Source organism: Nitrosomonas sp. H1_AOB3 (assembly GCF_015709435.1).
GTDB lineage: Bacteria > Pseudomonadota > Gammaproteobacteria > Burkholderiales > Nitrosomonadaceae > Nitrosomonas > Nitrosomonas europaea.
In genome coordinates this window covers 1854341-1873349 of the sequence record NZ_CP054389.1, presented here as the reverse complement: position 1 = coordinate 1873349, position 19009 = coordinate 1854341, and the positions used below count along the sequence as shown (strand labels likewise).

General features: G+C 50.7%; 13 protein-coding genes and 1 tRNA gene. 6 read left to right on the top strand and 8 right to left on the bottom strand.

The window, feature by feature from the left end:
• Positions 1-10: 10 nt before the first annotated feature.
• Positions 11-694, bottom strand: coding sequence for a hypothetical protein (locus tag HRU73_RS08785; RefSeq protein ID WP_281870753.1), 684 nt, complete (start codon positions 692-694; stop codon positions 11-13).
• 18 nt (positions 695-712) lie between these two features.
• Entirely contained in the window at positions 713-2878 is a 2166-nt protein-coding gene (locus HRU73_RS08780; protein ID WP_287398439.1) for a RelA/SpoT family protein, read from the bottom strand.
• A gap of 390 nt (positions 2879-3268) precedes the next feature.
• On the opposite strand from HRU73_RS08780, the gene HRU73_RS08775 reads away from it, so the two are divergent.
• Both HRU73_RS08775 and HRU73_RS08770 read left to right on the top strand, forming a co-directional pair.
• Positions 3269-3355 (top strand) — tRNA-Leu (locus HRU73_RS08775).
• 361 nt (positions 3356-3716) lie between these two features.
• A complete protein-coding gene (locus tag HRU73_RS08770; protein ID WP_287398438.1) occupies positions 3717-4079 on the top strand; it encodes a hypothetical protein in 363 nt (120 codons plus the stop codon).
• An 87-nt stretch (positions 4080-4166) separates the two neighbouring features.
• Here HRU73_RS08770 and HRU73_RS08765 read toward each other — a convergent pair whose 3' ends face one another.
• Entirely contained in the window at positions 4167-5342 is a 1176-nt protein-coding gene (locus HRU73_RS08765; RefSeq protein ID WP_287398437.1) for an FAD-dependent oxidoreductase, read from the bottom strand.
• A 7-nt stretch (positions 5343-5349) separates the two neighbouring features.
• Positions 5350-6084 (bottom strand): glycerophosphodiester phosphodiesterase family protein, encoded by a 735-nt coding sequence (locus tag HRU73_RS08760; protein WP_287398436.1) that lies wholly within the window; start codon positions 6082-6084, stop codon positions 5350-5352.
• A 110-nt stretch (positions 6085-6194) separates the two neighbouring features.
• Between HRU73_RS08760 and HRU73_RS08755 the strand changes: the two genes are divergently transcribed.
• From HRU73_RS08755 to HRU73_RS08740, 4 genes are read left to right on the top strand one after another with little or no spacing between them, the layout of a single operon-like run.
• A complete protein-coding gene (locus tag HRU73_RS08755; protein WP_287398435.1) occupies positions 6195-6854 on the top strand; it encodes a hypothetical protein in 660 nt (219 codons plus the stop codon).
• 41 nt (positions 6855-6895) lie between these two features.
• On the top strand, positions 6896-8152 hold the full coding sequence (locus HRU73_RS08750) for a TolC family protein (RefSeq protein WP_011111008.1): 1257 nt from the start codon (positions 6896-6898) through the stop codon (positions 8150-8152).
• 9 nt (positions 8153-8161) lie between these two features.
• The gene (locus HRU73_RS08745; protein WP_287398434.1) at positions 8162-9325 is read left to right on the top strand and encodes an efflux RND transporter periplasmic adaptor subunit; all 1164 of its coding nucleotides are present in this window, start codon (positions 8162-8164) and stop codon (positions 9323-9325) included.
• A gap of 2 nt (positions 9326-9327) precedes the next feature.
• Positions 9328-12420 carry an efflux RND transporter permease subunit gene (locus HRU73_RS08740; RefSeq protein WP_287400053.1) on the top strand — a complete coding sequence of 1031 codons (3093 nt, stop codon included), beginning with the start codon at positions 9328-9330 and terminating at the stop codon, positions 12418-12420.
• 49 nt (positions 12421-12469) lie between these two features.
• On the opposite strand, the gene HRU73_RS08735 is transcribed toward HRU73_RS08740, so the two are convergent.
• The 4 genes from HRU73_RS08735 to HRU73_RS08720 form a co-directional block, all read right to left on the bottom strand.
• On the bottom strand, positions 12470-14347 hold the full coding sequence (locus HRU73_RS08735) for an ABC transporter ATP-binding protein (protein ID WP_287398433.1): 1878 nt from the start codon (positions 14345-14347) through the stop codon (positions 12470-12472).
• A gap of 231 nt (positions 14348-14578) precedes the next feature.
• A complete protein-coding gene (gene prsK / locus HRU73_RS08730; RefSeq protein WP_353765020.1) occupies positions 14579-16672 on the bottom strand; it encodes an XrtA/PEP-CTERM system histidine kinase PrsK in 2094 nt (697 codons plus the stop codon).
• Entirely contained in the window at positions 16669-18024 is a 1356-nt protein-coding gene (locus HRU73_RS08725; protein ID WP_287398432.1) for a TIGR03013 family XrtA/PEP-CTERM system glycosyltransferase, read from the bottom strand. The genes prsK and HRU73_RS08725 overlap by 4 nt, the downstream gene beginning before the upstream one ends.
• 131 nt (positions 18025-18155) lie before the next feature.
• Positions 18156-18995, bottom strand: a complete 840-nt coding sequence (locus HRU73_RS08720) for a S1 family peptidase (RefSeq protein ID WP_011111014.1) — start codon at positions 18993-18995, stop codon at positions 18156-18158.
• Positions 18996-19009 lie beyond the last annotated feature (14 nt).

Below are 19009 nucleotides of genomic sequence, written 5' to 3'. Positions count from 1 at the left end.
GTGCCGGCGTTTATTCCCAGGATGGGGGTGAAATCCCATAAAGAACGGCAAATTTGATCGCTTTTTCCTCAAAAGCTTCCCTGTCATCGCGGAACCGTTCATAGGCAAACAATACATCCCATATTGCACGAGTTCCGGTACCTGTCTCTGCCTTGTTCTGCAGGCAGGTAATGAAACGATCTGCCTGTCTCAACTTGGGCCTGGTGTTTTCCTGTGCCAGAGAAGAAAAGAGTTGTGCCAGTTTCTTCAACCCGTCATTATCAATTTCCTGTACCTGTGAAAAATCCAGCAGGATGCCACCTGGGGAACATTGCCCACGCTGGATAATGATGTTGTCAGGTAATGCTGCTGCAGTAATTTTCTTCGGGATTTCAAATACTACCGGATGGCTGACAGTTTCGCCATTAAACCACTGCGGGTATTTCTGTTTGAGATCTGCTGAAAGAGATACGCCGGTGATGCTTTTGTACTGCTTTTCGATTTTAGCCAGATCGTTTAGCCGGTCGGTTGCCAGATAAAACATTGCCAGCAACCTCCACCCGGTCATATCTTCTATTCGTTCGTTTTCGAGAAGTGATTCGAGTGCCCGCATCGTCGTTTGTGTCTCATCGACCACTCGCCGCACCACCTCGGCAGGATCAGGAGGGATCGCCCCGGGCGAAGTAAAGTCAAGCAACAGATTGTCGGCACTCATTTTTTATAAGGTAGTGGTTTACAGGTTCTTGATACGCCCCATTTTGACTATTTCATCAATGTGCTTCAGCCTGCGGAAAATCTGTGCAAGGTGCTGACGATCTCTGGTCTGCAGGATAAAGCGCATCGTGGTGTAATCTTTGTCATTCTCCAGCGTGATATCGTCAATATTCGAATCTGCTTTAGCGATCTCGGCAGTTACTCTGGCCAGTACGCCGCTTTTGTTTACCACCGTCATGAATATACTGACAGGAAAAGTTCGATCGATATCCGTTCCCCAGACGACATCCAGCTGATTTTCCATGTTTTTATGGTCCTTGATCCTGATTACCGCAGGACAGTCTTGCATATGGATCACCAGTCCCTGATCTTTCTTGATCAGACCAACGATACCGTCGCCCGGTATGGGATGACAGCATCGTGCAAATTTGACGGCCATTCCCTCAGTACCCAGGATGGTGATGGAGTTATTGCTTTGTATGTTTGAGACAGATTCACCCGGTACTGCCAGGCGTTTGGCCAGAACGGCTGCAAGCTGTTTTCCCAGGGCAATGTCTGCCAGCAGTGCTTCTTTGGACTTGGCCTTGCTTTCCTTGACCAACTTTTCCCATTGCGATGGCTCGATAGCGTCCGGATTTATGCCAAAAGAATGCAGCGCCTGATTCAGCAGGCGTTCTCCAAGCTTGACTGATTCATTGTATTGAATGGTCCTCAGAAAATAGCGAATACTGGAGCGCGCTCTACCGGTGGCGACATAAGACAGCCAGATGGGGTTCGGCTTGGCTGCAGGGGCAGTGATGATTTCCACGCGATCCCCGCTTTTCAGTCGGGTACGCAACGGGGTGATTTCACCGTTGATTCTGGCCGCTACACAGCAGTTTCCGACGTCAGTATGCACAGCATAGGCGAAATCCACTACTGTTGCGCCTCTTGGTAATGTCAATATCTTGCCTTGAGGAGTGAACACATATACTTCACCAGGGAACAGATCAACCTTGAGGTGCTCCAGAAATTCGAGCGAATCGGAAGAGTCATTCAGGGTTTCCAGCAAACCTTTCATCCACTGATTGGCTTTCATGTGCAGATCATCTATTCCAGCATCAGTGTTCTTGCTTTTGTAAAGCCAGTGTGAAGCTACCCCGGCTTCTGCAATGTGATGCATCTCATGGGTGCGGATCTGTATTTCTATCGGTAATCCGTAAGGTCCAAGCAATGTACTGTGTAACGACTGATAGCCGTTCGGTTTGGGGATGGCGATATAGTCCTTGAATTTACCAGGGATCGGTTTGTAAAGGCTGTGGAGCGCTCCAAGTGCCACATAGCAGGAAGATACATCTCTGACGATCACCCGAAAACCGTAAATATCCAGTACATCCGAGAAACTGAGGTGTTTCTCGGCCATTTTCTTATAGATACTGTACAAATGTTTTTCACGTCCGGTTACTACAGTATCCAACTCTGCTTCCTGCAGACGCTGCTTGATTGCATCGAGAATTTTTCCGACGACTTCCCGTCGATTTCCCCTGGCTGCTTTGGTTGCTTTGAGCAGGACCTTGTAGCGGGTCGGATAGGAAAAACAGAAACCCAGCTCCTGCAGCTCCTGGTAGATGTTTTCCAGGCCGAGTCGATGAGCAATCGGAGCATAAATTTCCAGAGTTTCCTGGGCGATACGGTGTTGTTTCTCCGGTGACATTACCTCGAGAGTGCGCATGTTATGCAGGCGATCAGCCAGCTTGATCAGTATTACCCGCACATCCTGTGCCATAGCCAGCAGCATTTTGCGGAAATTTTCCGCTTGCATATCCGCCTGTGTCTGGAATCTGATTTTGTCGAGTTTGGAAACTCCATCGACAAGTTCAGCCACGGAAGAACCAAATCTTTCGCTGATTTCCTGCTTCAGGATGCCGGTATCCTCTACCACATCGTGTAACAGTGCTGCAGTGAGTGTGACTGCATCCAGGCGCAGCTCGCCCAGTATTCTGGCTACAGTAATCGGGTGGGAGATGTAAGGTTCACCTGATTTCCTGAACTGTCCGGAGTGTGCCTTTTGGCTGAAGAAATAGGCACTCTTGAGTAATGCCAGATCTTCAGGTTTGAGATATTGGGATACTTCACTGATAAGCAGTTCCGCTTCCGGTGAAATAACCACAGAATCGTCCGAGTCATTCAAAATAGGATTTTGCATGAAATTCTCAAAATTTTTAGGTATGAAACAATTTTGTTGTTTCTATCTTTTAGCAATGTCTGCCTGGCTTAACCGTTTTCCCGGGTCCTGATGGTGCATTATTCCAGATCAGGTGCGGGTGACATGAAGGCGTCAGCGGAGCACCCAAGAGTGGAAGTAATGACAACTCCAAACCGAAACATATTTTTGCTGAAAATACTAGCTCAGAACCAGGTGACGCACAATCAGGGCATGCAGCGCAGCAAGCCGGGTAGAACAGATACCCGTGTTTCATAAAGCAGCTGTGGCTTCTAAACAGCCGGCCGGGATGTGTCGATTTACCGGAAATTTGCTGTTAGTTGCTGTACGGGGTGATTTCAGTGATAATTGCGTTCCTGCCGCAACTTGAAAGCCGGGATGGCGGAATTGGTAGACGCACGGGACTCAAAATCCCGCGATGGTGACATCATGGGGGTTCGATTCCCCCTCCCGGCACCACAAAGAATATTTTAAGCTCCGCTTTACTTCATCAAATTCAAGGCAGTCCGACAATCTGCTGGAAGTCAACCGGTAAGAAAACGGAGCGAAGACTTGTTAGCTTCCTGTTTATTACTCTTCTGTATTTATCTAACCGAATGGTGCCGGTTTGGTGGTGATGGTGTCAGCAGTAAAAAATGCACTTGGAGCGTATACAGGTACTGATAAACTTTGCTACTTGGACGATGCTGATTTCTGGCGCTTCTTCGGGCGGCACTCCATTTATATGATCTTTCCAAATCATAATCCAGGTATCTTGTGTCGGGTTGGATCATCCGGGTGCCCCGGGAAGCTCATCATTGATAATTGATCAGGAGGACGAATGAATCTCAAAAAATGGACAGATGAAGAACTGGTATCGACCCGGGATCAGATCGAGGCATGGTGTGCCAAATATGTCCAATCGGTCTGGGATGGACGCAAGGGATACCTAACGGGATTACTGGGTGTATTTGGTATCTCGACTGGCGTTGTATTTTTAATGTTCGATGGGATTGAAGTGGTGAGTTTTGTGCCGATTTTGCTGGGGGTGATCGTCTGCTTTACATGGTGGAAGACAAAACAGCAGCACAAGAAAAACAATGGTTTTCTGGAAGAGATCAAAGAAGAGATCGCACGCCGGGCAAAAAAAATGGAGAAGATCGAGAAAAATAAGCCCCAGTCAAACCATGCTGTATTACCGTAATTCCAGATTGACTGATCTGCTGCTCGATTGATCCGGGAATTGATCGTCGGTAAGTCTGAGCTCATCAATGTAAGTCGAATGGCCGGATTAAGGCAGTTTGAGTGTCAGTTGTGAAATATCTGCTTTGGGAATCCGGACGGGTAGTGAAGGCCGCAGAGTATGCAGAACTTTCCGGGCAGTTGCGCGGCAGACAGTCAGTTTTCCCCCATAAATTCCCACAATCCGGGGAGATTCAGGCGAATCACATTGCAGGTGAGTTTCACGTGAGCGACCGAAAGGGTTGTTGCGCGATACGGGCAGTACGCGCAGGCCGGTAAAGCGTTCCCGTACCGTGGCGCCGTGATCGGGAAAATAATACCGGAAGCAACCCAGCAGGTAGTTTTCTTCGGATACCAGCGGGAGAGCCTTGTCGGGTGCTCCTTCGAATACTGTTTCAGTTGTGCCCAGTAAAATATGCTGTTTCCATGGCAGCGCGAAAATGGCTCTTCGATCCTGTGGTGATTCGAGGTAATAACAGCCTTTATCCAGACTTCCTTCCAGTATCAGATGAGTGCCTTGTACCAGCTCTACCGGGTATGCCGGTGGTGCGGGCGAGATTCGTTCCGCTACCTGACTGACCCATGGGCCGGCAGCATTGACGAGCGAGCTTGCCGTACACTGGTAAGTTTGGTTATTTTCCAGAAATTCGATTTCACAAATCTCTCCGGAAATTCTGGCGTGGATGAATTCGGCCGGGCAGTGTAATTCCGCCCCGAGCGAGGAGGCAGAATGCATGATCGCCCGGGTGAGCGCCTGATCGTCGGTTTGCGCATCCCAATACTGGAAGACATGTCTGAGTCCTCGCGTGGAGAGGCCGTCCAGCTCCCCCCATCTCCTTCTTGGTATGGAATGAAAGCCTGCGCCTTTGCTCAATCCTGCAAGCAGGGCATAGAGACTGAGTCCTGCGCGTATGGTCAGCGTATCGCGTGAAGTCTGATCGTAAATGGGGATATGAAATGGCTGCAATCTGACCAGTGAAGGCGCAAGGCGCAGGAGCGCAGCCCGTTCTTTCAGACTTTCCCATACCAGTCCGAACTGGCCGCTTTCCAGATAACGCAGACCGCCGTGGATCAGTTTGCTTGAACGGCTCGAAGTTCCTGCAGCCAAAGCAGTTTTTTCCAGCACCAGCACATTGTAGCCAAGTGCAGCGGCAGCCTGTGCAACGGCTGCGCCTTGAATTCCTCCTCCTATGATTACAATGTCGTAGTGGCGGGTTGTAGGCATGGCTTGGTCAGGGAGCGAGCAGCGTGCCGATCGTATCGGTTTCGATCAGTGTAATGCCGGCTTCTGCATAATCGAGTGCCGTAGCGTAATCATCGACTGTATAAATCACCCATTGCCAGGGGCCGGGCCAGAGTTGATCGAGTTTTTCGGGAAGACAGCGGATGCTGCTGAACAGATAATCCGGCTGCAAGCGTGCTGCCATGGCCGATTGTTCGTCAGTCCAGTGTTCGATGATCCAGCCGGTTTTGTACATCTGATGCGATTTGATCAGTGCAATCAATTCCCAGTCGAATGAAATCAGGACACATTGTGTGTGCACCACATCAATGACCGGAAGAATCGCATCCATCGTTTTGCTCAGACCAAACCGGGCAATGCTTTCAGATTTGATTTCGACGAAGGTGGTGACTTGGGGATGCTGCGCCAGATAGCGGCAGAATTCTGCCAGACGGGGAATTGGAGCAGGCTCTGTACCGGCTGAACACGTGACATCTGGGCAGGAGACGGTCAGTGTATCGATTTCATCGTCTTTCAGTCTGGTCAGATAGGCATTGCGGCCGGTCAATCGCTTCAGATCATCGTCATGACAGAGATAGGGAGTCAGCTGGCGGCTCAGTTGAATGTCAATTTCAACATACCGGGCACCAGCCTGGACTGCAGCCCGAATTCCGACCAGTGAATTTTCCGGATACAATGCGGGATACCCTCGATGGGCAACGAAACAAGGAACACCATGCACCATTACAGAAGAACCACTCCTCTTTTTCCTCGAGTCTACTCTCTATTCCATTGGATTGCGATGTTATCCGGTAATGGAAGGACCGTTCAGGAGCCGTTCAGTTTGAAGGAGGTATGATGTATAAAAGAGATACTCGTTTCAGTATGGTGTTTCCGGCGTTGCTCGCGGCGGTTTTGTTTGTTCCGTTTGTGATGAATTTTCTGGCACATGCGTGGTATGGAGAGAAACATTTTCCACCACTGACGATGATGAAACTGCCGGCTGACAGTTCGGTCATCAGCCTGCCGCAAGAAATAAAACAATACAAATCTTTTGAAATCACATTGCAACTGAATACCAGAGAACTGGCGCGGCGTATCAACGATATCGTCAAGAAATCTCATCCCGGAACCGAGCTGCAAGGTATTCGCAGCGAGGTTTTCCCTGAAATGCGTGCCAGGATAGCCGGAGATGCATTTTCGATTGATCCACCGGAGCCGCAGGTGCAGTTCTTTTCCGGTCAAGGTGAGATGAGCCGGTGGTCCTGGATCATTACTCCAGAAAAGACGGGGCGTCACCACCTGTCGATCGAGCTGCATCTGCAAACGGCTGAAACCACCCGTGAGCATCCGCAAGTTGCGGATCTGGCTGAAATTCAGTTGTTTGTACGAGAAAACCCAGAAGCATGGATGCGGACTCATGGTATCTGGTATGCGCTCTTTACTCTGCTGGCAGCAGGGTGGTGGTGGAAAAAACGTCTAATAAAAAAACGAAAAGCGGCCAAAGAGCAGTAACTGCTCGCTTTATAAAAATACAGCTTTTATCTTCATTTTGTATGCGGAAAATTTTTCTCTGGAGTTTCCTGTCTGGCTTCGCTTTATTTACGGGATCAAATTATCCGGTTCTGGCGGCGGGAGGCGGATATACCGTCACTGATATTCAGCGTATGGGTTTACAGGCCAATGGCTTGCTGCAGGCTGTCCGTTCACAGGTCGAGATAGCCAGGGCGGAGGTTACCAGTGCATCGGCATTTCCCAACCCTGAAGTTACTTTTATGGCTGGCCCTGACAGTAAGCGTTTACCTGAGATTGATACCGGGCCGGCTTCCATGCAACGGCAGGTGACAGTCAGTCAGTCACTGGAAAATCCATTTGTGCGGCGTGCTCGGATCGGTGCGGCAGAGGCCGGGGTGGAAGCCAGTCGCGCAAATCTGGAACAGGCACGGGCAGATCTGGCGGCGCAACTTCGGGTACATATCTATGAATTTCTGTTGCGACGTGGTCTGGCTGAGATGGAATCAGATATTCATGATCTGATGGGGGAAATACAGCGTCGTATCAAGCTGAGCGTTGAATCGGGTGAAACTGCCCGCTTCGAGTTGATTCGTGCCGATACCGAAGTAATGACGGCAGCGAGCAGAAAAGAGGCAGCATTATTGAATACCGAACGGGCACGTATTGCTCTGTTGCAATTGACAGCAGGCGCCTTGCCACCTGAATTCAACGTGACTGCTTCGCTCGGTGATCCGGTCGAATTGCCTTCACTTGAAGCGTTACGTGTTGAGTTATCAACTGTGAATCCGGAAATTCTGCGTTTGGAGGCAGAGCAGAATCGCGCACATCTGCGAATCGACCAGGAGCGTGCTTCTGTACTGCCGTCAGTGAATATTCTTTACAGCAATTACCAGGACAAGCAATTTACATCGAATACCGCTGGATTGAGCGTACGGATTCCGCTTTTCTATCAGCGGCGCGGTGAAGTCGATGCAGCGGTTTCAGATGCAGCCAGAGTGCGCGAGACGCTCGATTATCGTCGCTATGAGATCAATCGACTGCTGGAATCCGCCTGGCAGGCGATGGAGATTGCGCGGCGCAGAGTGGAAATGTTTGAAGGCGGTATCGTCAAGGAAGCAGAAGCGGCGCTGCGTGTGGCGGAAGCTGCTTTCCGGCTGGGGGAAAGAGGGTTTATCGAGGTGCTGGATACCCAGCGGGTGTTGCGTAATGCCCGTTCGGAGCTGTTGCAGGCCCAGTTCGAATTACAGTCAGCAGCGGCAGAGATAGATCGGCTGCGAGCGCATTATCCAAAGGAGTAACCTTTTTCAATGAATTTGCAGATACAGATCATTGCTGTTTTTCTTGCATTCGTCACACTGTCTGTTCCGGGTTGCAAGAGCGGAGAGGAACAGGAGCCTCCGGAAAAACACCTCAAGGCAGAAACAGATGATGCCAATACAATTTTTCTCAGGCCGGATTTACGCGAACGGATCAAAACCGGCAAGCCCTTTTACGCCGATATTGCTGAAAAACTGAGCGTCCCCGGGCAGATCAAGGTCAACGAATTGAAGCTCGTTCAGGTCGGGGCGAGCTTTACCGGGCGGATCGTCGAAATTTATGCACATTTGGGGGATAGTGTTTCCGCCGGTACCAAACTGGCCAGGATTTCAAGCCCGGAACTGACCCAGGCTCAACTGGCTTATCTGCGTGCCAATTCTCTGGCAGTACTGGCACAGCGTGCAGCCATGCGCGCACAGCAATTGTTTGAGGAGGATGTCATCAGTGCTGCAGAACTGCAGCGCCGGGAATCGGAATTACAGGTTTCAAACGCTGAACTGAGTGCGGCGAAGGATCATTTGCGGTTGCTGGGAATGGATAACCAGGCAGTGCAGGATCTGACCAAACGTGGCCAGATCCTGCCTTCCGTGGTCATTACCGCACCGCGCAGCGGTACAGTAATTGCACGCGATGTTGCGCTGGGACAGGTGGTTCAGCCTTCGGATCAGCTATTTACACTGGCTGATTTGTCGGTGCTGTGGGTGGTGGGGGATGTCCCGGAGCATGCTGCCCATTTTGTCGAGCTGGGTCAGCATGTGGAAGTGCGCGTACCTGCATTGGGGGACACGAGTTTCGATGGAACCATCATTTTTGTATCCGACATCGTCAATCCGCTGACACGGACGGTAACTGTCCGCACGGAAGTGGATAATCCCGAACGCAGGCTGCGACCAGATATGCTGACCACGGTGCATATCGACGAACATGCGCGCGAACGTCTGGTCATCCCGGAAGGGGCGGTGGTACGTGAGAATAATGAGGATCATGTGTTCATTGCCCGGGAAGATGGCGGTTTCACACTGACTCCGGTCAAACTGGATGAAATGATCAATCAGGTAAGACCCGTCTTGGAAGGGTTGACACCGGATCAGCAGATCATCGTCGATGGTGCCTTTCACCTGAATAACGAGCGCAAGCGCAAGGATCTGGAGTAATGATGATTACTTCTCTGGTACGCGCCATGCTGGCGCAGCGGCTGGTGATAGTCGTGCTGACGCTGATTCTGATGGGGTTTGGTCTGCATGCAGCACAACGCTTGTCAGTCGATGCGTTTCCGGATGTCACCAATATTCAGGTGCAGATTGCGACTGAGGCAGTCGGTCGCAGTCCGGAAGAGATAGAACGGTTGGTGACGGTTCCACTGGAAATTGCCATGACCGGATTGCCCGGACTGGAGGAAATGCGTTCACTGAACAAGAGCGGTTTATCCATCATTACCCTGGTTTTTACCGATGAAACCGATGTTTATTTTGCCCGGCAACTGGTCATGGAGCGGCTGCTGGAAGCAGCCAGCAAAATGCCACCGGGAATCATCCCGCGCCTGGGTCCGGTTTCTACGGGCCTGGGAGAGGTTTATCAATACACGATCGATCATCCCAATGATGGTGAGCGGGCACTGACCGTCGAAGAACTGACCGAACGGCGCATCGTGCAGGACTGGATTGTCCGGCCGATGTTGCGGTCCATTCCCGGAGTGGCGGAAATCAATTCGCAGGGAGGGTATGTCAAGCAATATCATGTGCTGACGGATCCCAACAAACTGCGTCACTACGATCTGACACTGAACCAGGTAGAGAAGGCCGTTGCAGAAAATAATGCCAATGCCAGCGGCGGTATTCTGCCGACCGGCAGTGAACAGTATCTCGTCAGGGGGGTTGGCCTGATTCGCACCCTGCAGGATATTGGCAATATCGTCCTGTCGGAAGAGCGCGGTGTGCCTGTATTCGTGCGTGACATCGCTGAAGTGAAATTGGGCACGGAGGTCAGGGCAGGGGCCGTCATCAAGGGCGGGTATACCGAATCGGCTTCCGGCATCGTGCTGATGGTCAGAGGCGGGAACGCCAAGGAAATCGTGGAGCGTGTCAAGGTAAAGGTGGCAGAGATCAATGAGCAGAAACTGCTGCCCGGCGGATTACAGATCGTTCCGTATTATGACCGTACCGACTTGGTTGATGCCGCATTGTGGACGGTCAGCAAGGTACTGATGGAAGGTATTTTTCTGGTCATCGTCGTGTTGTTCATCTTTCTGGGGGATGTGCGCTCGAGCCTGATTGTGGTGGCAACACTGGTAGTTACGCCCTTACTGACATTCATGATAATGAATCACCAGGGTATCTCCGCCAATCTGATGTCACTGGGCGGGCTTGCGATCGCGATCGGGCTGATGGTCGATTCCACCGTGGTGGTGGTGGAAAATGTCTTTCATCGCCTGGGCCATAGTGGCAACACGCAGGAATCACGTGCGCGTACCATTATTGAGGCGGTGGGTGAGGTCGGTACACCGGTGATTTTTGGGATTTGCATCATCATTCTGGTGTTTCTGCCACTAATGACGTTACAGGGTATGGAGGGCAAGCTGTTCAGTCCGCTGGCCTTTACGATTGCGATTGCTTTGGCGATTTCCCTGATCGTCTCGCTGACTTTGTCCCCGGTATTGTGTGCCTATATCCTGAAAGGGGGGGCCGATCATGATACGACGATCATTGCCAAACTGAAAGCGGCTTACCATTCCTTGCTCAATACTGCACTCAAGCGGGGAAAACTGACAGTTACCACTGCGCTGGGATTATTGCTGCTGTCTTTTGTGTTGTTTCCATTTCTGGGGAAATCGTTTATTCCGACTTTGAAAGAAGGTGCATTGACTCCCCAGATCAACCGGGTAGCCTCGATTTCCCTGTCCGAAGCCATTGAAATGGAAATGGAAGCCATGAAGGCCGTATCGAAGGTGCCGGGAGTGAAAAGTGTGGTCTCCAAACTGGGGCGCGGTGAATCTCCTGCTGACCCGGCCGGGCAGAATGAATCCGATCCGATCGTGATACTCGATCCGGAATCCGGTCGTACCCAGGATGAAGTGGATGAAGATATCCGCAAATTGCTGGAGGTGCTGCCAGGCGTCAATATCGTTTTGTCACAGCCGATTGCCGAAAGAGTGGATGAGATGGTGACTGGTGTACGCTCTGAAATTGCAGTAAAAATTTTCGGGGACGATCTGAATAAATTGCGTGAGCTGTCGGAACAGATCGCACGCATTTTGCGCAGCATTCCGGGTGCACAGGATATTCGTATAGAACGTCTGTCCGGCCAGCAATCCCTCACCATCGATGTTGATCGTAATGCCATTGCGCGTAACGGTATCAATGTCGCTGATGTGCATGAACTGATCGAGACTGCTGTCGGCGGTCGTGAAGTCAGTACTTTGTACGAAGGTGAGCGGCGTTTTTCCATCGTGGCACGTTTTCCACAACATTTTCGTGACAGTATCGAAAGCATTCGCAATTTGCTGCTGCGGGCCCCGGATGGCGTAACCGTGCCCTTATATACTGTTGCTAACATTAACATCGTCGATGGTCCCGCCCAGGTTTCACGTGAAAATGCCAAGCGTCGCGTAGTAGTCGGATCGAATGTCGAAGGCCGTGATCTGGGCGGGTTTGTAGCAGAGGTACAGGAGCGGATTGCCAAAGAAGTGAAGTTGCCTGACGGTTATTTCTTTGAATGGGGGGGGCAGTTCGAGAATATGGAGCGGGCTATGGCTACGCTTTCGATCATTGTTCCGATAACGATTTTTGCAATTTTCTTTTTACTGTTCATGTTGTTCAACTCCCTCAGACTGGCTGCCCTGATCATTCTGGTGCTGCCATTTGCGTCAATAGGGGGCGTATTCGGCCTGTTTGTCACCGGTGAATATCTGTCGGTGCCTGCCTCGGTTGGTTTTATCGCATTGTGGGGAATTGCAGTATTGAATGGAGTGGTGCTGATTTCCTATATCCGCAAGTTGCGTGATGAGGGAGTCAGCGTGAAGGATGCCGTCATCAAAGGATGTGAACAGCGTTTCCGCCCGGTCTTGATGACCGCTACGGTAGCCATGCTCGGGCTGGTTCCGTTTCTGTTCGCGACCGGCCCTGGCTCAGAAGTGCAGCGGCCGCTTGCCATTGTGGTCATCGGCGGGTTGATCACCTCTACGTTGCTGACACTGGTAGTGTTGCCTGTGCTGTATCGCCGGTTTGATCAACCTCCGGTTACACAGCAGTAAGTCCTCTGATCGAGATCTTGAACAGGTTCTGAAAGGTGATCCTCAGCCGTTAACAGGTTTCGTCATGGCTGCCAAAGTTATGGTCGAGATGACCCAGAAAACCACCAGACTGATGGTTCCAGAGCCTGGCATAAAGCCCGTTGAGTGACAGTAGCTCGGCGTGGCGCCCCTGCTCGACGATGTGCCCGTTATCCAGCACGATCAGCCGATCCATGGCCGCAATGGTAGAGAGACGGTGGGCAATGGCGATCACGGTTTTGTTTTGCATCAGCTCATGCAGGCTTTGCTGGATACTGGCTTCTATATCAGAATCCAGCGCAGACGTTGCCTCATCCAGAACCAGAATAGGTGCATTTTTGAGCAGTACCCGGGCAATGGCGATACGCTGGCGTTGCCCGCCTGACAGATTAACTCCGCGTTCTCCCACCATGGCGTCGTACCCTCTGCGGCCGTAACTGTCTACCAGTTCCTGGATGAATTCATGCGCATGGGCCCGCTGTGCGGCCAGGATGACTTCTTCTTCGGTGGCATCGGGTCTGCCAAACAGGATATTTTCACGGATGGAACGGTGCAGCAATGAGGTATCCTGAGTAACGATGGCGATGTTGGCACGCAGGCTCTCTTGCGTTACCGTACGAATATCCTGCTGATCGATCTGGATACTGCCCTGCCGGATATCATAAAAACGCAGCAAAAGGTTGATCAGAGTCGATTTTCCGGCACCGGAGGGACCGACAATCCCTACCTTTTCGCCAGAGCTGATATGGAGATCGAGTGCTTTGAAAATCCGGTGATCTTCGTTTTTAATATCGTTATGGTAGGAAAATTCGACCTGGTTATAATCGATTTGTCCCTTCGTGACGAATAGCGGTATGGCATCGGGGGTATCTGTTACTGCATATGGTTTGGCCAGCATGTTCATGCCATCCTGCACGATGCCGATGTTCTCGAATAATTCTCCGACTTCCAGCATGATCCAGTGAGACATCCCGGTCAGGCGGATGGCAAGACTCAGTGCAATGGCAATTGCTCCTGTGCTGATACTTGCATCGAGCCACAACAGGATACCAAGTGTGCCGATCGCAAAAACGGACAGCATGTTATTGATCCAGACACAGGTATTCAGCTGCGTCACCAGACGCATTTGCGGGTGGACGGTATCCAGAAATTCCTGCATACCGTCCCGGGCATAGTCGGATTCCCGCCGGGTGTGGGAGAAGAGCTTGAGGGTGAGAATGTTGGCATAGCTGTCCACGATGCGCCCAGTCATGTTTGAACGGCTATCTGCCTGAATCCGGGAGATGTGCCGGAGTTTGGGTATGAAGTAGCGCAGAATACACAAGTACACTGCCAGCCAGATGATCAGCGGAATACAAAGGCGCAGATCTGCATTGGCAATCAGCAGTAATGCAGTTGCCAGATAGACGGTAACAAACAGCAGAACATCGAGCGTTTTGATGATCGTTTCGCGCACAGCCAGTGCCGTTTGCATGACTTTGGTCGCGATACGTCCGCTGAATTCGTTCTGAAAGAAGGCATAACTCTGGTCAAGCAGGTAGCAATGAGATAGCCAGCGAACGACCATGGGAAAATTTCCCATCAGGGACTGGTACAGAATGACTGAATGAAAGAAAATAATCACCGGCATTGCTATCAGGATGAAAAGTGACAATCCCAGCAAGGTTAATCTTTCTTCCTGTAAAAACGCTTGTGGATCTTTCTCAGCCAGCCAGTCTATGATGGTTCCCAGTACACCGAACAGCATGGCTTCACCGACGGCAACACAAAAGGTGGCGATCGCCAGCAAAATGAAATAAATCTCTGCACCTTTCATGTAATGGCGGCAGAACCGGTAGAGCGTAGCAGGAGGTTCGGTCAGTTTGCCGGATGGAAAGGGGTTGATCAGGCGTTCGAAATAACGGAGCATAAAATCGTGTTTCAGAAAAAACGGGTGACGAGAAATATCAGATGAACCACATTATGGTTGCGGTGTAAATATTGATATCCATCAGAATTCACAAGGATACCGGATTTTGTCAGGTAACTGATTCTGGAAATCCGGCAGATAACCGGGTGGATATTTTCGTTTCGGCCACGGCGACTGGTCTGATCGACCAGCAATGACCGATATAGATGAAGTGTTTCCCGGCACTGCGGGCTACGGGGGAGAGACTAACGGTAGCATGACTGTAAAAATTGTTCCTTTCGATACTCCGCTGGATACATGCAATTTCCCACCGATTTCCTCGACATATTCCCTGCTTTCGAAAACACCGATACCCATCCCTGCTGTTTTGGTCGATTCGAAAGGAGTGAACAGTTTCTCGCGAATGAATTGCTCACTCATACCATATCCGCTATCTTCGATTTCGATGACTGCCCATCCAGGTTGTTGCTTGAGCCGTACCTCGACATACCCGTCTTTAGAAGTTGCTTCGATTGCGTTTTGTACCAGATGGCCGAGTACACGTTCCAGACGTGACAGATCAGCCAGTACATTCAGTTCTGTGTCGAGGATGTCAAGTACCGGCTGAGGTTCATAAAAGGATTTGCTGGCAATGATCCGTTGCAGCAGCTCATTCAGAGACAGGGCATTTTTTTCTTCACGCATGTTTTCACTGCTGAGTTTTTCGAGCATGCGTTTCATTTTATTGACGGATAACGCTACGGTATCCAGCATATCCTGCTGAAATTCCGGATTATCCTTGTGCTTTTCTGCATTGGTAAGTAACAGCGAAAGCTGGGCGATCAGATTTTTGATGTCATGTACGATGAATGTAGACATGCGGTTGAAGGATTCGAACTGACGAGCAGTGGACAGTGCCTGGGCTGCTTCGTACTGTGCCAGATAACTGGCTGCCTGTCTTCCTGCTACTTTCAGTAAATCCCTGACTTCCCAGTTGAACTCGACTGCGCTGCGTGGTTCGGTCAGCACTACGAATCCCAGCAGTTCTCCGTGTAATATCAGTGGTACCACCCAGCGTGCCTTGGGAATGGTGGGCAACCAGTCGGGTAATATCATGGCCGCGTATTTCTGTGATTCGGAATCATGCTGGTATAAATCGATCACCCAGGAGCTTTCCTGCATGAACTGGCAAAAATAGCTATCCATTGCCACGGAAGCATCGATATGTGGAATATTCCAGCGGGCAATCGGCAGATAGGCATGGTGTTGTTCCGATTTGAACCATACTCCTCCAGCCGGGCTTTCGACGAGCTGTGCGAGTGACTTGATCACCCGAACCCTTAATTCTGTTTCTTCCTCGGACAGGGTGCGTGTAAAGCGCAGCCACTCTTCACGATAGTCATAGTTGTAACTGAAGAAATGTTTACTGATGAACACCTTGAGCCAGGAACGCGTCGTCCCGGAGAACAGTACGACGATCAGCAGAATAATCGCCCCGAACAGGAAAGTGAGCTGGAATATCGTTCCCCAGGTGCCTCCCGAGAATCGGAGGTAATAGCCTGCTGCGGCCATCAGTAACAGGTAAACCGCCGCGCCGAACAATGCGGAAGAGTAAAACAGGATGCGCCTCGAAACCGCAATACCTACCGTCCATTTCGGATTGCGCGCGGCTGAGAGGGCAATCAGCGGAACGATGAGTGTATTGACCCATCCCCGGGCAACCCAGATATCGGCACTTATTTTTCTGAACAAGAGTGCATCGCTGTACAGATAAAAATCGTAGACAAACAGGCCGCCGATACCCAGGCAGATGAATTTGGTTCCCCAGCGCTGTTCACGGGGAGTGTTCCGGTAGTACTGTTCCACCAGGATCATCCCGATGATGGCCATTGCCACCCATATAAGAAAATCCCGGGAAGCACCCGGCTGATCCGGATCGATACCGGTGATCTGACCAAAAACGACTATCTGAGCCAGGCAAATCAGGTAGAACAGAGCGATGGCAGCGACTGCCGGTCTGATTTTAGGTGATGTATTATCTGTCTTTCCCGGCTGGAAGGGCCCCAGCAAGGTGATCAGGAAGATGGTCAGGGTAGCGTTGCGCAGCAGTTCCAGTACCTGGATCAACAGAGGATAGGCGTAATCCAGATAGGACAGCCCTGCGATCGTTGCCGCCCATATCGAGGAGGAAAGACAGGCTGCTGCCAGTAATAAACCATAAAGACGTCCCCGCCAGCTGGTAATGAGCAGAATGGATAAAAAGAAAAAGGCTGCTGCTGCTGCTGCGTAGCTTAGGGTTGTCATGGTGGTCAGCACGGGGGGGAGGTCGTGACTGCCAAAATTCATCGGCTGCCTTTGCGCAACAGGACGACGCCAACAGTGTCGATCAGAATGACGAAATCGAGGAACAGGCTGTGGTTTTTGACGTAATACAGATCGTACTGGAGCTTCTCGATGGCATCCTCAATCGATGCTCCATAGGGGTAGCGTACCTGGGCCCAGCCGGTAATACCCGGTTTGATGCTGTGCCGCATGTTGTAATAGGGAACCTGTGCACTCAGCATATCAACGAAATGAGGCCGTTCGGGCCGCGGACCGACGAAACTCATTTCACCCTTGAGCACATTGATGATCTGCGGTAGTTCGTCGATTCTCAGTTTGCGGATGATTCGCCCCACCCGCGTCGAACGGGGGTCGTCAGCAGTGGCCCATTGAGGCTTTCCAGCCTTTTCCGCATCGTTGAACATGCTGCGGAATTTGATGACCATGTAAGTTTTTCCCGCATCTCCCACTCTTTCCTGACGATAAAATACCGGCCACCCGTCTTCGATCACTATCAGCAGCGCAGTCAGTAACATGATGGGTAACGTAACGATCAGCAGTAACAGGCTGGTGATGATATCGAACATGCGTTTGACCACGGTTCTCAAGGTTCCCTGGTTGAAACCGCTGCCAAATACCAGCCAGCTGGGATAGAGTGAATCCATTCGCAAGTGGCCGCACTCTCTTTCGAAGAAACCAACCAGATCAGTGACTTTTATACCGCTTATCCTGCATTCCAGCAGCTCCTGAATGGGAAAAGTACCGCCCCGTCTCTCCTGAGTCGCGACGATGACTTCACTGGCATCATATTGATCGACCAGAGAGGTCAGTGAACCGGTTTTCGGGATGATCATTTCCGCCGGAACATGCCGGTTTTCTTTATCGAATGGTACAAATCCAACAATTTTTAAATTAGGCAGAATGGAAGTCTTGTCAATGAGATCGAGCAATTCTCCGGCATTTACCCCGGCACCCAGTACGAGCGCACGGGGACGTAAACTGTCGAGCCCGGACCACCTGAAAAAAAGCAGTCGGATGATCAATATCAGCAACAAGGCCAGCAGCATTACGATGGCCAGCAGCCCGCGGCCGAAGTAAAGATCCGGAAACAGATAAAAAATAAGGGTGATGAAACCGAAACCCAGCGCAAGAGAGGGGAGCAATCTGAGCAGAATTCCTTCGAAATCCTGCCGGCCGTCCAATTGGTACATACCCAGCGCAGCCATGCTGGCGAGGATTACGAAAGTAAAAGTAACTGCTCCAGGTAATTGCGAGATCAGTGATCCCGATACCGGGACATCCCATTGCATGAATCGAATGGCCGCACCGGCAAAAAAAACCGCAAGCAATGTAGCGGCCTCGATGCTGGCGAGCAATACGGAAAATCCGGAAATGTAATGATTAGATACCCGAATCAAAGCATACCCCAGCCAGAATGACGTATAAATAAACGGATCGGTAAAAAACGGTAAGATCGATGGCGAGCCATCTCACTGTCATAAAACGATCAGAAGCCACCTTGTTTGAGCAGATCAATAACGTAGTTAGCCGGGATGGCATAGCTGATCCCGCTTGGATCGCTCAGTATAGACTCCTTTTTGCCTTTTATGAAAACCATATTCACTACCCCGTAAACCTCTCCGGTATCCGGGTCATACAATGGACTCCCGCTGTTGCCCGGATAAGCCGTACCATCGAGCTGAAATATTTTGTAAGCCGATTTTTGCAGTTGTCGAATTTTTGCCGCATCGAGTTGCCTGGCATTTTGTGCAGGCAGGATGACAGGCGTGATTGAAGAAATGGTAGCTCGATGGGTCACCGGGTAGAAGCCGAGTACCATTCCGATGGGAAAGCCGGTAAATGCCAGCAATTTTCCTTCTTTTATCGTGCCGGCATCCCCCAGTTTCATTGCAGGTAATGCTGTTCCCTCGAAACGCAAGAGAGCAAGATCATGTTCTTTATCCAGAGCAATGATCGTAGCATTTCTCAGTTCAGGTTTTTCACCCTTTCCGGTCATGATGATCAATGAGCCTTTGCTGGTATTGCTGGATAAATCAGAAATCACATGGGCATTGGTTATGGCATGTAAACCATCTTCGACCACGAAGCCGGTACCAAGAAAATTGACAGGGGGAGAATGTAATTTCTGGAAAGAGCCTATTCCAACAATTGCCGGTTTGATTCGCTCCACTGTTTTTACGAGATCTGCCTGACAGAATGGAGAATAGAGCAGTACCAGACACACGATAAACAATCGCAGAACGGGAAATGCAGCCGGGTTGAACATGTGGCAGGAGTAAAATGGGTTGAAGAGTGGTGCCCGCAGTGACTGCAGGACACCGTTCAAAAAATTATTCCTGT

Coding starts and splice junctions, on each gene's coding strand:
- HRU73_RS08785 (WP_281870753.1), bottom strand. CDS start 694: ATGAGTGCCGACAATCTGTTGCTTGACTTTACTTCGCCCGGGGCGATC.
- HRU73_RS08780 (WP_287398439.1), bottom strand. CDS start 2,878: ATGCAAAATCCTATTTTGAATGACTCGGACGATTCTGTGGTTATTTCA.
- HRU73_RS08770 (WP_287398438.1), top strand. CDS start 3,717: ATGAATCTCAAAAAATGGACAGATGAAGAACTGGTATCGACCCGGGAT.
- HRU73_RS08765 (WP_287398437.1), bottom strand. CDS start 5,342: ATGCCTACAACCCGCCACTACGACATTGTAATCATAGGAGGAGGAATT.
- HRU73_RS08760 (WP_287398436.1), bottom strand. CDS start 6,084: ATGGTGCATGGTGTTCCTTGTTTCGTTGCCCATCGAGGGTATCCCGCA.
- HRU73_RS08755 (WP_287398435.1), top strand. CDS start 6,195: ATGATGTATAAAAGAGATACTCGTTTCAGTATGGTGTTTCCGGCGTTG.
- HRU73_RS08750 (WP_011111008.1), top strand. CDS start 6,896: ATGCGGAAAATTTTTCTCTGGAGTTTCCTGTCTGGCTTCGCTTTATTT.
- HRU73_RS08745 (WP_287398434.1), top strand. CDS start 8,162: ATGAATTTGCAGATACAGATCATTGCTGTTTTTCTTGCATTCGTCACA.
- HRU73_RS08740 (WP_287400053.1), top strand. CDS start 9,328: ATGATTACTTCTCTGGTACGCGCCATGCTGGCGCAGCGGCTGGTGATA.
- HRU73_RS08735 (WP_287398433.1), bottom strand. CDS start 14,347: ATGCTCCGTTATTTCGAACGCCTGATCAACCCCTTTCCATCCGGCAAA.
- prsK (WP_353765020.1), bottom strand. CDS start 16,672: ATGAATTTTGGCAGTCACGACCTCCCCCCCGTGCTGACCACCATGACA.